Origin of the sequence: Dactylosporangium sp. NPDC000244, assembly GCF_040300725.1 — a bacterium.
In the GTDB taxonomy this organism is placed as follows: Bacteria; Actinomycetota; Actinomycetes; order Mycobacteriales; family Micromonosporaceae; genus Dactylosporangium.
Genome location: NZ_JBEPEH010000019.1, coordinates 135,697 through 149,008 on the forward strand (window position 1 = coordinate 135,697; position 13,312 = coordinate 149,008).

16 protein-coding genes are annotated in these 13,312 nt (G+C 70.6%); 8 read left to right on the forward strand and 8 right to left on the reverse strand.

What is annotated here, in order from left to right; genetic code table 11:
- Positions 1 to 43: 43 nt before the first annotated feature.
- On the reverse strand, positions 44 to 319 hold the full coding sequence (locus ABT369_RS26835; RefSeq protein ID WP_350615934.1) for a hypothetical protein: 276 nt from the start codon (positions 317 to 319) through the stop codon (positions 44 to 46).
- A gap of 119 nt (positions 320 to 438) precedes the next feature.
- On the opposite strand from ABT369_RS26835, the gene ABT369_RS26840 reads away from it, so the two are divergent.
- From ABT369_RS26840 to ABT369_RS26865, 6 genes are read left to right on the forward strand one after another with little or no spacing between them, the layout of a single operon-like run.
- Positions 439 to 1,011, forward strand: coding sequence for a thymidine kinase (locus ABT369_RS26840; protein WP_350615936.1), 573 nt, complete (start codon positions 439 to 441; stop codon positions 1,009 to 1,011).
- A 41-nt stretch (positions 1,012 to 1,052) separates the two neighbouring features.
- Entirely contained in the window at positions 1,053 to 1,346 is a 294-nt protein-coding gene (locus ABT369_RS26845; RefSeq protein WP_350615938.1) for a metal-sensitive transcriptional regulator, read from the forward strand.
- A gap of 22 nt (positions 1,347 to 1,368) precedes the next feature.
- Positions 1,369 to 1,869: a hypothetical protein gene (locus ABT369_RS26850; protein WP_350615939.1), complete on the forward strand. Its 501-nt coding sequence runs from the start codon at positions 1,369 to 1,371 to the stop codon at positions 1,867 to 1,869.
- Between the two features lie 38 nt (positions 1,870 to 1,907).
- Entirely contained in the window at positions 1,908 to 2,384 is a 477-nt protein-coding gene (locus tag ABT369_RS26855; protein WP_350615940.1) for a macro domain-containing protein, read from the forward strand.
- A gap of 34 nt (positions 2,385 to 2,418) precedes the next feature.
- On the forward strand, positions 2,419 to 2,892 hold the full coding sequence (locus ABT369_RS26860) for a lipoprotein (protein WP_350615941.1): 474 nt from the start codon (positions 2,419 to 2,421) through the stop codon (positions 2,890 to 2,892).
- A gap of 25 nt (positions 2,893 to 2,917) precedes the next feature.
- Positions 2,918 to 3,313, forward strand: coding sequence for a DUF1801 domain-containing protein (locus ABT369_RS26865; RefSeq protein ID WP_350615943.1), 396 nt, complete (start codon positions 2,918 to 2,920; stop codon positions 3,311 to 3,313).
- Positions 3,314 to 3,319: 6 nt separating this feature from the next.
- Here ABT369_RS26865 and ABT369_RS26870 read toward each other — a convergent pair whose 3' ends face one another.
- Entirely contained in the window at positions 3,320 to 3,970 is a 651-nt protein-coding gene (locus ABT369_RS26870; RefSeq protein WP_350615944.1) for a hypothetical protein, read from the reverse strand.
- Between the two features lie 285 nt (positions 3,971 to 4,255).
- Between ABT369_RS26870 and ABT369_RS26875 the strand changes: the two genes are divergently transcribed.
- Together ABT369_RS26875 and ABT369_RS26880 are read left to right on the forward strand one after the other, a co-directional pair.
- Positions 4,256 to 6,463: a pectate lyase-like domain-containing protein gene (locus ABT369_RS26875; protein WP_350615946.1), complete on the forward strand. Its 2,208-nt coding sequence runs from the start codon at positions 4,256 to 4,258 to the stop codon at positions 6,461 to 6,463.
- 116 nt (positions 6,464 to 6,579) lie between these two features.
- The gene (locus ABT369_RS26880; RefSeq protein WP_350615947.1) at positions 6,580 to 7,233 is read left to right on the forward strand and encodes an MOSC domain-containing protein; all 654 of its coding nucleotides are present in this window, start codon (positions 6,580 to 6,582) and stop codon (positions 7,231 to 7,233) included.
- A 15-nt stretch (positions 7,234 to 7,248) separates the two neighbouring features.
- Here the strand turns inward: ABT369_RS26880 and ABT369_RS26885 are convergent, their stop codons facing one another.
- The 6 genes from ABT369_RS26885 to ABT369_RS26910 form a co-directional block, all read right to left on the reverse strand.
- Positions 7,249 to 8,112 (reverse strand): dioxygenase family protein, encoded by an 864-nt coding sequence (locus ABT369_RS26885; protein WP_350615949.1) that lies wholly within the window; start codon positions 8,110 to 8,112, stop codon positions 7,249 to 7,251.
- A 354-nt stretch (positions 8,113 to 8,466) separates the two neighbouring features.
- On the reverse strand, positions 8,467 to 8,685 hold the full coding sequence (locus ABT369_RS26890; protein ID WP_350615950.1) for a hypothetical protein: 219 nt from the start codon (positions 8,683 to 8,685) through the stop codon (positions 8,467 to 8,469).
- A gap of 228 nt (positions 8,686 to 8,913) precedes the next feature.
- On the reverse strand, positions 8,914 to 9,576 hold the full coding sequence (locus ABT369_RS26895) for a phosphotransferase (protein ID WP_350615952.1): 663 nt from the start codon (positions 9,574 to 9,576) through the stop codon (positions 8,914 to 8,916).
- A 563-nt stretch (positions 9,577 to 10,139) separates the two neighbouring features.
- A complete protein-coding gene (locus ABT369_RS26900; protein ID WP_350615954.1) occupies positions 10,140 to 10,748 on the reverse strand; it encodes a response regulator transcription factor in 609 nt (202 codons plus the stop codon).
- A gap of 350 nt (positions 10,749 to 11,098) precedes the next feature.
- Positions 11,099 to 11,911 (reverse strand): M20/M25/M40 family metallo-hydrolase, encoded by an 813-nt coding sequence (locus ABT369_RS26905; RefSeq protein WP_350615956.1) that lies wholly within the window; start codon positions 11,909 to 11,911, stop codon positions 11,099 to 11,101.
- 703 nt (positions 11,912 to 12,614) lie between these two features.
- The gene (locus tag ABT369_RS26910; protein ID WP_350615958.1) at positions 12,615 to 13,133 is read right to left on the reverse strand and encodes a hypothetical protein; all 519 of its coding nucleotides are present in this window, start codon (positions 13,131 to 13,133) and stop codon (positions 12,615 to 12,617) included.
- Between the last annotated feature and the right edge of the window lie 179 nt (positions 13,134 to 13,312).

A 13,312-nucleotide genomic window follows, 5' to 3' on the forward strand; every position in this document is an offset into this window, starting at 1 on the left:
GGGGCACCTCGGATGGGCGAGACCGGTCAGGGAGGGGTTCGTCTCACGCCGGGTGCGCTGGTGGTGCCCGGCCCGCCACGGCACCCACGTGGCGGCCGGTGAGCAGCGGGCTCGAGCCGTCGGCGAGGACGGGCTCGGCGTGGGCGAGGGGGACGACCGGCCGCGCCTCGTCCACTGTGGACTCCGACTCGGGCGCCGCGGGCGCGGTGGCGTTCAGCGACACCGGCGCGGGGCGGGCGGGCTCCACTGTGGACGGCAGGGCGGGGGTGAAGCCGGCGCCGATGATCAGCGCGCAGACGGCCAGCGCGAGTCGTCGCACGCGTCGCCGCAAACGGCTGGGCGGCGAGACGACCTGCATCACTCAAACATGCCCCTTCCCGGCGAAGGTCGCAACCTAGGGTGAAAATTCCTACAGTCGGGGAGGCGTACCGTGTCGCCGTGGATCTGACCGTCATCCTCGGCCCGATGAAGAGCGGCAAGTCGCTGGAGCTGGTGAGCCTGCTCTCGCCGCTGCAGTACACGGACGCGCGCCACCGCGTGTTCCAGAGCGCGCGCCACGTGCGCGACGCCGGTGTCGTCTCGCGCAGCGGCGCCGCGCTCGCGACCGTCAAGGCGACCTCGCTGGCCGCGGCGCTGGACGAGGAGCTCGACGTCGTCGGCATCGACGAGGTGCACATGTTCACGCTCGCCGACATGCTCGTCGTGCGCCGGCTGCTCGAGCGCGGCACGCGCGTGGTGGCGGCCGGCATCGACCTCGACCACCGCGGCGAGCTGTTCGCGCCGGTGCGGGCGCTGCTGGAGCTCGGGCCCGCGAGCGTCACCTACCGGCGCGCGGTGTGCGATCGCTGCCGCTCGTTCTCGGCCGTGTACACGCAGGTGCTCGAGCGCGGCGAGCCGATGATCCGGGAGCTCGCGCCGTCGACGGCACTGCCGGACGACGGGACGTACGCGTACGAGGCCCGCTGCCGCATCTGCGTGGTGCTCCCGGACAAGCTGATCCTCGCGGTCTAGATACCCCCTGGGGGTTACCGCGCGCGGGTATGCTGGCGGGTATGACCAGCCCGACGCCGCGTGGGTACACCGCCACCAAGGACCAGCTCCAGAGCCGCCTGCGCCGCATCGAGGGCCAGGTGCGCGGCGTGGAGAAGATGGTCGACGAGGATCGGTACTGCATCGACGTCCTCACCCAGATCAGTGCCATCCAGGCCGCCCTGGACAAGGTGGCGCTCGGGCTGCTCGACGACCACGCCCGGCACTGCATGCACAACGGCGCCCAGGACGGCAAGGGCGAGGAGATGGCCACGGAGATGATGGCGGCCGTGGGACGGCTCCTCCGCCGGGGCTGACGGTTCCCTATTGTCTACTGCCGTGCCCGATTACGCGTTCGTACGGCAGACCGACGGCTTCACCTGTGGCCCCACGGTCGCGATGGTGGCCTCCGCGGCCCTGGACCCCTCCTACGGCGCGACCGTCTCGGACGCGGGTGAGGAGCAGCACCGCATCCACGCCGCCGCCAGCCGGCTGTGGCCCCGCAAGCTCGGCACCACCCCGTGGGGTGTGGCCGGGATCATCTCCGCGCACACGGCGGCGCTGGGCGTGCGCTACGGGTGGCGGCTCTTCCGCGGCGACCTGGCGGCGGCGATCGCGGCGGTGGAGTGCGACTGGCCGGTGGCGATGCTCATCGGCGCCGCGATCCCGCGCCACTGGGTGCTGATCGTGGGGCACCGCGACGGGGTGCTGGAGTGCTTCAACCCGGCCCGGGGCGTGGTGGCGTCGATTCCGGTCGCGGACGTGGCGGCGCGGCGGCTGGAGCCGCTGGGCTTCCCGCGCGCGTTCGCTCTGGTTCTGCCGCGACACGTCACGTCCTGAAACCAGCGCGACGGGATGATCACGGGTACGTTGCTGGCGTGGTACCGCTGAGCTATGTCCAGGGCGACGCGACCAGCCCGCACGCCGCCGGGCCCAAGATCATTGCGCATGTGTGCAACGACCTCGGCGGCTGGGGCAAGGGCTTCGTCGTGGCCGTGTCGCGCCGCTGGCCCGAGCCGGAGCGGGACTATCGCGCCTGGCACCGCGAGCGGGCCCGGAACGACTTCGGGCTCGGGGCGGTCCGTGTCGTCCAGGTGCGGCCCGACACCTGGGTCGCGAACATGATCGGACAGCACGGGATGCGCACCGGCTCCAAGGGACCGCCGATCCGGTACGACGCCGTCGACCGCTGCCTCGACGCGCTCGCCGGCCACGCCGGCCGCCTCGGCGCGTCGGTGCACATGCCGCGCATCGGCGCCGGCCTGGCCGGTGGCCGGTGGGAGCGCATCGAGCCGCTGATCATCACCCGGCTGTGTGCCAGCGACATTCCGACGACCGTGTACGACCTAGCCTGATCACGTTGCCGCCGACGTCCTCTGGGAGTGTGCAGTGAGGCGCATCCTGAGCCTGGTCCTGGCCGCCGCCATGCTGGCCGGCTGCTCGAACGACGACAAGAGCACTCCCGCGCCCGCCGGCGAGCCGTCGGCCGGGACCGTGGTCGCCATGGCGCACGCGGATGCGCAGGCGCTCGCGGACAAGTACCGCACCGAGGCCGTCACGGCCCTGGGCGCGACGCTGACCGGCCCGCCGACGAGCAGCCTGGCGCCGTGCGAGGGCCCGCACACGTTCACCGCGATCACGTACGGTGACGTGCCCGTCCCCGTCGACCAGCAGGCCGCCGCCCTGCAGAAGCTGCGCGAGCACTACAGCGGAGCGCAGTACACGGTCGCGCCGCCCGGGGCCGACGCCTCCCTGAACGCGATCACGTCCGACCGGGTCAAGATCTCGATCGCCCCGGAGGGCGCCGACACGCTGCGCATCAACATCGCGACCGCGTGCTATTCGTCGGACGAGCCGTTGTGACCTACGAGTTGTCGGACGAGCCGCTGTGACCTACGAGCGGGACCCGCGCGTGGACGCGTACATCGACGCGCTGCCCGAGTGGCAGCGGGTGATCTGCCGCCGGGTCCGGGACCTCGTCCACGAGGCCGATCCGCAGGTGACGGAGACGATCAAGCGCACGGTCCGGCCGTACTTCGTGCTCGACGGCAACATCTGCGCGCTGCTGGCCGCGAAGACGCACGTCAACGTGTTCCTCTACGACGGGGCGATCGTCCCGGACCCGGACGGCATCATCACGGCGGGCCACGGGAACTCGACCGCCCGGACCGTCGCCGTGCGCGAGGGCGGGGAGGTGCCCGCCGGCCCGCTGCTCGCGATGTTCCGTCAGATCATCGCGAACAACCGCGCCGGCGGGTGGCGCCGGCTCAAGCGCTCCGGGTGACGAGGCTCAAGCGCTCCGGGTGACGAGGACCGGGCGGCCGCTGTGGACGTGGTCGCGCAGGGCTTCGATGTCCGGCTTCCGGCCGTTCTTCTTCAGCACCTCCGCCGCCAGGATGTCGCTCAGTGGGGCGTCGGGGTCCGGGTCCTCGGCGGTGAGCTCGACGTAGGACGGGGCCACCAGGCGGCCGTGGACGGTGCCCTGCACCAGGTCGGGCTCGAACTCGTCGTCGAGGACCACGGCGCGGGTGCGCAGGTCGCCGTGCAGCATGACGAGCTTGTCGGTCATCTCGCCGGCGAACAGGTCCGCGTGCACGTCGCCGAGGACGATCAGCTTGGGGTCGCACCACAGGAAGATGTCGCGGGTCTTCAGGCTGCCCAGGACCACGAGGGCCGCGGCGCCGTCGTCCTCGTCGAAGAGGTTGCCGCGCACGGTCAGGTCGCCGTCGACGATGTATCCCGTCGCCGCCTCGGGTGTGTCCGCGGCGAAGGGGTGGTCCCCGGCGTGGCCGGTCAGGCGCAGGTCGCCGTCGATGACCAGGTCGGGGCCGGTCACGAGGATGTACTCCTCGTTGTAAAGGTTCTCGTACGAGGACTCGGGCAGCCCGCGCCGCTCGAAGAGCTCGACCGCCTCGTCCCATGACACGTACCGCGTCCGCATGCGGCGCACGCTACCAAGGCTGATATCAGGGCGGCGCGACCACCCGCGGACCTGGCAGTGACGGCGCGCCAGCGCCGAGCGGTGTCTGGCGGGAGCGACGGTCCGCCACCACCGCGGACCCGAGTCATGGGCTTGAGTGACCTTCCTGAGAGAGCGCTCTCCAGGCGCCGATTTTCCGGGCTCTTGACTGCGGGGTCACATCGACGTAACACTTCATCTACTCGCTGAGAGCGCTCTCACCGCCATGGATCGCGCCCGGCCGGCAACCTCGAAAGCAGGCAGCCCATGAGTTCCAGATCTCGCGCCCTACGCAATGTTCTGCTGGCCGGGACGACATTGACCGTTGTCGCGTTCGGCCTCGCCGGCGTCATCGGGTCGGCCTCCGCCGCCGTCACCGGCAACCCGATCATCGGTCCCGGCGGCAAGTGCGTGGACATCTCCGGCGACGACACCGGCGTGAACGGCACCGCGGCCCAGCTGTGGGACTGCCAGGCCGCGGCCGCGGACCAGCACTGGACCTGGAGCGGCACCGCGCTGACCGCGATCGGCCGGTGCCTCGACGTGGTCAGCGGCGGCACCGCCAACGGCACCAAGCTGCAGCTGTGGGACTGCAACGGCACGGGCGCCCAGCAGTGGGTGGCGCAGGCCGACGGCTCGATGAAGAACCCGCAGTCCGGCCGGTGCATGGACTCGCCGAGCGGGGCCACCGCCAACGGCACCCGCCTGCAGATCTGGGACTGCAACGGCACCGGCGCCCAGAAGTTCTCCATCACCACGACGACGCCGCCGACGGGCACCTGCCCCACGTACTCCGACACGCCGGACTTCGGCGCGAACGTGCACATCTACGACCACTCGATGAGCGACGCGGCCATCCAGGCCTCGCTGGACTCGGTCTTCAACGCGCAGAAGGACACCCAGTCCGCGCAGTTCGGGACCCGCCGCGACGCCCTGGTGTTCAAGCCGAGCACGACCCCGTACGCGGTCGGCGCGAACATCGGCTTCAACACCTCGATCCTCGGCCTGGGCCAGAACCCCGACGACACGCGCATCAACGGCGCCGTCACCGTCGACGCCTTCAACGCGAGCGACGCGGGCAACGCCACCCAGAACTTCTGGCGCTCGGCGGAGAACCTCTCGGTCAACACCCTCGGCGGGACCAACCGCTGGGCCGTCGCGCAGGCCGCGCCGTATCGCCGCATGCACGTCATCGGCGGGCTCAACCTGTTCCCGGCCAGCTACGGCTGGGCCAGCGGCGGCTACATCTCCGACTCCAAGGTGGACGGCAACGTCGAGTCGGCGTCGCAGCAGCAGTGGTACACCAAGGACAGCACCCTGGGCAGCTGGAGCGGTTCCAACTGGAACATGGTCTTCTCCGGCGTCAACGGCGCCCCGGCGAACAACTTCAACACCAACCCGGCCGCCGGTCCCCGCTACACGACCCTGGCCACGACCCCGATCTCGCGGGACGTGCCCTACCTCTACATCGACGGCAGCGGCAAGTACCGCGTGTTCCTGCCCTCGCTGCGCACCAACGCGTCCGGCGCGAGCTGGGCCGGCGGCTCGACCCCCGGCACCTCGGTGCCGATGAGCACCTTCTTCGTCGCCAAGCCGAGCGACTCCGCCGCGACGATCAACACCGCCCTCGCCAACGGCTGCAACGTCTTCTTCACGCCCGGCGTCTACCACGTCAACCAGACGCTGCACGTGACCAAGGCCAACACGGTCGTCCTCGGCATCGGCTACCCGACGATCATCCCCGACGGCGGCGTCAACGCGATGGACGTCGCCGACGTCGACGGCGTGCGGCTCAAGGGCCTGCTCTTCGACGCCGGCACCACCAACAGCGACACCCTGCTCAAGGTCGGCCCGGCCAAGTCGGCCGTGTCCCACGCAGGCAACCCGACCACGGTCCAGGACGTGTTCTTCCGCATCGGCGGCATGGTCGCCGGCAAGGCCACGAACAGCCTGGTGGTCAACACCAACAACACGATCATCGACCACACCTGGGCCTGGCGTGCCGACCACGGCAACGGCATCGGCTGGACGGTGAACACCGCGGACAACGGCCTCACCGTCAACGGCGACAACGTCCTGGCGACCGGCCTGTTCGTGGAGCACTACCAGAAGAACGAGGTGGTCTGGAACGGCGCCAACGGCCGGATCATCTTCTTCCAGAACGAGATGCCCTACGACCCGCCGAACCAGGCGGCCTGGATGAACGGCTCGACGCAGGGGTACCCGGCCATCAAGGTGGCGTCGGGGGTCACCACCTTCGAGGCCTGGGGCCTGGGCAGCTACTGCTTCTTCAACGTCAACAACTCCGTGGTCTCGGCCCGCGCGTTCGAGGTCCCGGCGGTGGCGGGCGTGAAGTTCCACAACATGGCGGTCGTCTCCCTCGGCGGGGTCGGCACCATCAGCCACGTCATCAACAACACGGGGGCGGCGGCGAACTCGACCACCAACAACGTGTACCTGGTCAACTTCCCCTGACCCACACATCGTCGACGGCCGGCCCGGCGCATCGGGCCGGCCGTCGCCGTGTGGCCCCTTCCCCTCAGCGCGTCATGACGGCGCCGCCGCGGCGCCTCACCCGCTAGGTTGATCGGGTGGCCTACCTGCTCTCCGTCAACGTCGGCACGCCCGTGCGCACGGATCACTCCGACATGTCGCACACGGGCATTGACAAGCAACCCGTCGAGGGCCCGGTGGCGATCTTCGTGCCCGGCCCGCGCGGGACGCAGGAGACCGGCGTGGCGGGCGACCGCGTCTGCGACACCCGCCACCACGGCGGCCCGGACCAGGCCGTCTACGCCTACGCCCGCGAAGACCTCGACACATGGGCCGGGGAACTGGGCCGCGACCTGCCCAGCGGCGTCTTCGGCGAGAACCTGACCACGTCCGGCCTGGACGTGACCGGCGCGCGGATCGGCGAGCGCTGGCTCGTGGGCGACACGGCCGTGCTCGAGGTGTCCGCCCCGCGCATCCCGTGCCGCACGTTCGCCGGCTGGCTGGGGGAGCGGGGCTGGATCAAGACCTTCACCCGGCGCGCCATCCCCGGTGCCTACCTCCGCGTCATCCACCCCGGCTCGGTCCGGGCCGGCGACGAGGTGCGCGTGGTGCACACCCCGCCCCACGACGTCACGATCGGTCTCGCCTTCCGCGCGCTGACCGCCGAGCCGGAGCTGCTGCCCCGGCTCCTCCCGGCCGACGCGTTGCCGGTGTGGACCCGCGAGAAGATCCGCAACCGCCTGGCCGCGTAGCCCCGCTGCCTGGCGCTAAGCCGTCTGGAGCGAGCGCTTCGACAGGCCCATGAAGTAGCCGTCGATCACCGACCGCACCGGGGCGTCGGGCTGGTCCGCGGCCCCGAGCGTGACGAACAGCGGCGTGTAGTGCTCGGCCGTCGGGTGCGCGAAGGGCATGCCCGGGGCCTGGCTGGCGTACCGGCTCAGCGTGTCGACATCCCCGCGGGCGAGCGCGTCGGCGGCCCAGGCGTCGAAGTCGGCCGACCAGCCCGGCGGGCTGCCGTGCCCGGTCCAGTGCTCCCGCGTGAGGAACGGCAGCCCGTGGGTCATGAACCCGGAGCCGATGACGAGCACGCCCTCCTGGCGTAGCGGCCGGAGCCGGCGCCCGAGTTCGAGCAGCCGGTCGGGGTCGTGGGTGGGCAGGCTGAGCTGCAGCACCGGGACGTCGCCGAGCGGGTACATCGTCATGAGCGGTACCCAGGCCCCGTGATCGAGCCCGCGACTGCGGTGCTCGTGCAGCGGCTCCGAGTCGGGCATGAGCGCCGCGACCTGGCGCGCGAGCTCGGTGGCGTCCGGCGTGTTGTACTGCAGCGTCCAGAAGACGGGCTTGAAGCCGCCGAAGTCGTACACCAGCGGCGTGTGGGCGGCCGTGGCCGAAACGCTCAGCGGCGCCTGCTCCCAGTGCGCGCTCACGATGAGAATCGCCTTCGGCTTGGGCAGCGCGAGCGCCCATTCGTGCAGCTGGCGCATCCACTCGGCGTCCTCGAGCAGCGGCGGCGCGCCATGGCTGATGTACAGGCTGGGCAGCGCCCCATCCTCGGGCGCCCACATCCGCTGCTCGCGACTGGCCGGCACGGCCACCGCGAGGTGCCGTTCGAGAAGGGGAAGCTCGTTCATGTTTTTAGAGTAGCGCGTTAGTTGAGCGCTCAACAGTGTGACGGCGCTCGCGGGTGGCTACTGGGCGCGCTGGGATGCTCGCCACTTGCCACTCGCGACCGGGCGCAGTGGGGATGCTCGCCACGCGCGAGCGGGTGCGGACACGGAGGCTGGCCAGCAGCGGCGCCCTGGACGTGCAAGGTGCCCGGGCGGCCGGCGCGAGGACGGCGGTGACCCTCGCGCCCCCGCGACCTTCGCGACCTTCCGCCTCCTGTGACGGCCTGCTGCCCTTTGTTTCTGCGAGCTGGTGATCCGCCGTTCGCCTTCGTCCGTTCGCCAGCGCGCCGCCTTCCCTCTGCAATGCGGCCGGCCGACTCAACCAGCCGCCATCTCGGAGGCTCGGTGCAGGGCATCGGCCACGGCCCGCGTCTCTTCGGCGCCGTACACGAGGAGGAGTTCGCGCTCACGTCCACCACGGCGATCGGTAGCCGTGGCGCGCTCAACGACGACCCGGGTGGTGGTGAGCCGGTCATCGACGCAGATGTCCATGTCGGCCACGCCGATGTCCACCTGCCGGACGAAGAGTTCTTCCATGAGGGAAAGCGTGGCGCCACCCCGAACCCGGTACGCCGCCCTGATCGGGTTATTCGCCCTCGCCTCCGCACGGCCCGGCCCCGGCCTCGTTCGCGCCGCCCCGCCCGCTGTCGTGGGTCGCGCCCTGTCCGCCGCTGTGGGCGTGGAACCGTTCCGCTCGACATCCGCGGATGCGCCCGGTGCCTCCGACACCCGCGATGGGCAGAGTCGCCGTGGGCAGCCCGGCCCTTAGAAGTGGGCGCGCGCGGCGGTGGTGACCAGGAGCTTGGCCTCGTGCAGGTGGACCTTCTCGTCAGCGGTGACGTTGGCGTCGGCGGAGCGCCGGTGCACGGCCGCTTCGAGCTGGGAGAGGGGGTTGTCGCGAGTACAACTCAGGAGCGTGTCCAGGAATGCCTCGGCCCGCTCGGCGAACTGGTGCCCGGGCAGCACCGCGACCGTGGCGATGATGAGCGCCGTCATCGCCACGTCCAGCTCCGGCGGCCCCTCGCAGCTGTTGCGCCAGTCGATGACGACCGGGCCGCCCTCGGTCATGACCACGTTCTCGGGGTGCAGATCGAGGTGGAGAATGCGCGTACCAGGGTCGGTGGCTGAGCGAACGCGCACCTTGTGCAGCCGTTCGAGCAGATCGGCCAGCACGGTGGCACCCGCCTTGAGGTCGAGGGTGCCGTCGCCGAGGGCCTGCAGCATCGTGGGCCCTTCGAGCCGCTCCATGACCAGGTCGGCGCCCTCGGCCTGGTAGATGCGCGGAACGGGATATCCATGGTCGGAGACGTATCGCATGATCGCCGCCTCCGCCGCGACATCCCCGCCGCGACGGTACCGCCGGAGCACTCGCCGCTCGTCGAGCGCATAGACATCCGCGTCGCGGCCGCTGGCGAGAAGTGCGGTCATGCCGCGACTCTACGTCCCCGGCCGGAATCATTCAGCCCTTAGGTGCGGGGCCATCCACTCTCATGAGCGACATGCGGCCGCTTGAGCCAAACACCGCGTGACGAACGCCTTCCAGCACGCCCGATGCCCAACCACGACAGCGAGTAACCGCAACCGATCCCCGGGCCGGAGCGCACCGCACGTTCGCTCACATTCGCTCGTGCAAGTCACGCATGCACATTCGTTCATCTCCACCGCACGGCTCGCGCATGCACGTTCGCTCACGCCCCGCCGTGCGAGTTGCGCATGCACGTTCGCCCGGCTCCCCGTCGTGCGAGTCCCCGCGCTCGTGCGAATTTCCATGCACGTTCGCTCATGTCCAGCTGTGCGAGTCGCGTGTGCACGTTCGCTCGGCTTCCGTGTGCGAATGCTCGTGCTCGTGCTCGTGCGAGTCCGCGTGCTCGTTCGCTCATATCCGGCTGTGCGGGTTGCGTGTGCGCGTTCGCTCACGTTGCGCTGTGCGGGGCGCGCGTGGCTTGCCGCCGTGCGAATCGCCAGGTCGAGGAAGTCGAGGAGTGGTGTGGCTAGAGCCAGCCGTTCTCGTCGGCCAGGCGGACGGCTTCGGCTCGGGTGCGGGCGCCGGTCTTGCCGATGGCCGCGGACAGGTGGTTGCGCACGGTGCCCTCGGACAGGCCGAGCTGGGCGGCGACGTCGGCTACGGTGCCGCCTTCTCGGGCTGCGCGTAGTACGTCGGCCTCGCGTGGCGTCAAAGGACTGTCGCCGCTGGCCAGAGTCTCGGCGGCCAGGGTCGGGTCGACCACGCGGAGACCCTGGGCGATGCGGCGCACGGCATCGGCGAGCTGCTTCGCGGGCGTGTCCTTCACGACGAACCCGGATGCGCCGGCGGCCATCGCGCGCCGGAGGTACCCGGGGCGGCCGAACGTCGTCACCATCAGCACCTTGCACGAGGGCAGCGCCTTGCGCAGCGCCGCGGCGGCGGCGATACCGTCGAGGCCGGGCATCTCCACGTCGAGCAGGGCGACGTCCGGCCGGTGCTCCCGCGCGGCCGCGACGACCTCGTCCCCGCGCCCGACCTCCGCGACGACGGACAGATCGGCCTCGAGATCGAGCAGCGCCGCGAGCGCGCCCCGCACGAGGGCCTGGTCGTCGGCGATCAAGAGTCGGATGGACACCCGAGCATCGTGTCACGCCATGAACGCGAGCCCGTCACGCGTCACTGCGCACGAGGTCGAGCGCTCGGAGATGCACGAGGGCTCCACTTGGCCGAACGCGGTGCTCGTTCGGGTGTGGCATTGGCGACACCGGCTATGTAGTGATCTGGATTACTTCGCGAGCGTGAGTGGTCGTTGGCGCGGCGCTGACGGTCGCCGGCGCGCCGCGTCTGGCTTGGTGCGCGAGTTCGGTGGTCGTTCGCGCGGTGCGGAAGTCGTAGCGTCCGCGCGGTACTGAGGCTGAAGACGTCCGGGTGGCGCTGGGGTCGGGAAACGGCCGCGTGGCGCTGGGGTTGCCGGTGCAGGGCGGCTTACTGGGCCAGCTCCGTGATCGTTCGCACGGCGGCGGTCGCTACGTTGGCTGCGAAGTCGTAGTCCAGCGTGTCCGCGGTGTCGTCGGTTCGGTGGTAGTGCACGTTGCGATAGTCGGCCGTGTCCGTTACGAGCAGGGAGCGGCGGCCGGCGTCCCAGTACGGTACGTGGTCGCTGCGCATTGCCACATGCTCGGCGAAGGCCGGCAGAACCAGCGGCAGCGACGGTATCTCCAGGTGCCGTGCGAAGCGCGTCTGCAGGTCCTGGGAGCGCTCGTCGGCGACGAGGGCGATGAAGTCGCCGCGGTCGGGGATGTCCAGGAAGTCGCCGAGCTCCTCCGGGATGCGCTGGTGCGCGGCGGTGTGTCCGATCATCTCGAAGACGATCGACTCTGTCTGCGCGGTGATGAAGGCTTGGTGAGCGGCGCTGCCGTCGAATCCTGACTCTTCGCCGCCGAACAGACAGAAACGAATGGTGCGGGCGGGCAGGTCCGCGTCGCGCAGGACGCGGGCGGCCTCCAGCACGCCGGCCACGCCGCTCGCGTTGTCGTCGGCGCCGGGGCTGGCCTCGACCGTGTCCCAGTGCGCGCAGAGCTCGACGGCATCGTCGGAGGTGCCGCCCTCGATCTCGGCGACGAGGTTGACCTGGTGCAACTCGCTGCCGTAGCGCTCGACGCGCACCTTGAGGCCCATGGCGCTGAGCTGATCCGTCGAGTACCGCAGGCACGCGGCGACTCCCGGCAGGTCCTCGAACCGCGGTCCGTGCGCGGTGAGCGCTTCGACATGTGCGCGCAGCCGTTTCGCGGAGATCATGGCCACAGGATAAGGAATCCGAGCCATGCCCGGGAACGCCGGAACCGTCGCGCGTTTGGGAATCCGCCCATCCGTGCGGGGGATCGCTCGCCGCTTGCAGTGGCTGGTCCCGGGAGGCGGGAGAGCGGGCAGGTCGCGCGAGGTGGGCGAATGCGGCGGCTGGGAAGCGAGGGGGAGACACCCGCGAGAGGTGGAGAGCCAGGGTGGCCGGAGGCGGAGACGCCTGCGCGGGGTGGGGAGCCAGGGGGGCCGGGGGCGGAGACGCCCGCGCGGGGTGGGGAGCCAGGGTGGCCGGAGGCGGAGACGCCTGCGCGGGGTGGGGAGCCAGGGTGGCCGGAGGCGGAGACGCCTGCGCGGGGTGGGGAGCGAGGGCGGCGGAGACGGAGAGGTCCGCGCGGGGTGGACGAGCGTGGCGGTGGAGGAGCGGGGGGTGGGGGAAGAGGTGGAGGAGAGAAGCGGCGACCAGTGGGCCGAGGCTGGGCCTGGATATGGAACAGCCCCCGAGGTTCCCGCGCTCTGCGCGTGGGCCGGTCGGACTACACCGGAAAGCCTCGGGGGCTGGGTGGCTGTCTCGTATTCGCCTGCCGCCATCCGGGCGGACACACGAAGTGCGAGTCCAGAGGACGGCGACTAGCGGACAGTCACCTCACGAGTCCCATTGCTACACAACTTTGGACCACCTCCTTTCCCGTGTACGCCCAACCTAGCCAGCCCCATGGATCACCCGCAACGGTTTTTCGAGAGCATCTTGGTTAGCGGCCTCCGCGCTGCCCAGGCGCTTGATCAAACGGCGCACCACGAGCAGGGGGATGATGCCGAAGACGCCGAACGAGATGTCGATGACCGACCACCAGATCGGGATGCCGCGCACGGGGCCGGCGAACAGGGCCAGCGGCACGACGCCGACGCAGGCGATCATGCCCCAGTCGATGATCCAGATGTTGCGCACCGGGTCGCGGAAGGGGCCCCAGAAGGCGACGGCGATGACGAGGTGGGCGAAGGCCAGCCAGTCAGTGCCGTACATGATGAAGGGGTAGCGGTCGTTGGTCTCCGTGATGCCGCGGTCGACCCGGGCGATCCAGTCCACCAGGGCCTGCGGGGCGGGGGAGCCGTCCAGCAGATTGTGCAGCCAGCGGACCTCGTGCTCCAGGGGGAACGCGGTCACGCCGCTGGCGACCAGGCCGACGATGAAGATGATCAGCCAGACGCGGATTTTCGTCATGCCCGCAGCGTAGGGGCGGGCATGACGGATTGGCGGGGGCCGTCACGAGATCTGCACAACATCCGTCCGGGAACGGAACCCGAGGCCAGTAGGAGGCGTGACGGGCGGGGATGAGATCCGGGAAGCCGACGCCAGTAGGAAGCGCTACCCGCCGCGGAGGGTGAGGCCACGGGAGTAAC

Excerpts from the sequence above, each read along its gene's own strand:
- ABT369_RS26845 (WP_350615938.1), top strand. The coding sequence starts at position 1,053 with ATGACCAGCCCGACGCCGCGTGGGTACACCGCCACCAAGGACCAGCTC.
- ABT369_RS26870 (WP_350615944.1), bottom strand. The coding sequence starts at position 3,970 with ATGCGGACGCGGTACGTGTCATGGGACGAGGCGGTCGAGCTCTTCGAG.
- ABT369_RS26875 (WP_350615946.1), top strand. The coding sequence starts at position 4,256 with ATGAGTTCCAGATCTCGCGCCCTACGCAATGTTCTGCTGGCCGGGACG.
- ABT369_RS26885 (WP_350615949.1), bottom strand. The coding sequence starts at position 8,112 with ATGAACGAGCTTCCCCTTCTCGAACGGCACCTCGCGGTGGCCGTGCCG.
- ABT369_RS26890 (WP_350615950.1), bottom strand. The coding sequence starts at position 8,685 with ATGGAAGAACTCTTCGTCCGGCAGGTGGACATCGGCGTGGCCGACATG.
- ABT369_RS26895 (WP_350615952.1), bottom strand. The coding sequence starts at position 9,576 with ATGACCGCACTTCTCGCCAGCGGCCGCGACGCGGATGTCTATGCGCTC.
- ABT369_RS26905 (WP_350615956.1), bottom strand. The coding sequence starts at position 11,911 with ATGATCTCCGCGAAACGGCTGCGCGCACATGTCGAAGCGCTCACCGCG.
- ABT369_RS26910 (WP_350615958.1), bottom strand. The coding sequence starts at position 13,133 with ATGACGAAAATCCGCGTCTGGCTGATCATCTTCATCGTCGGCCTGGTC.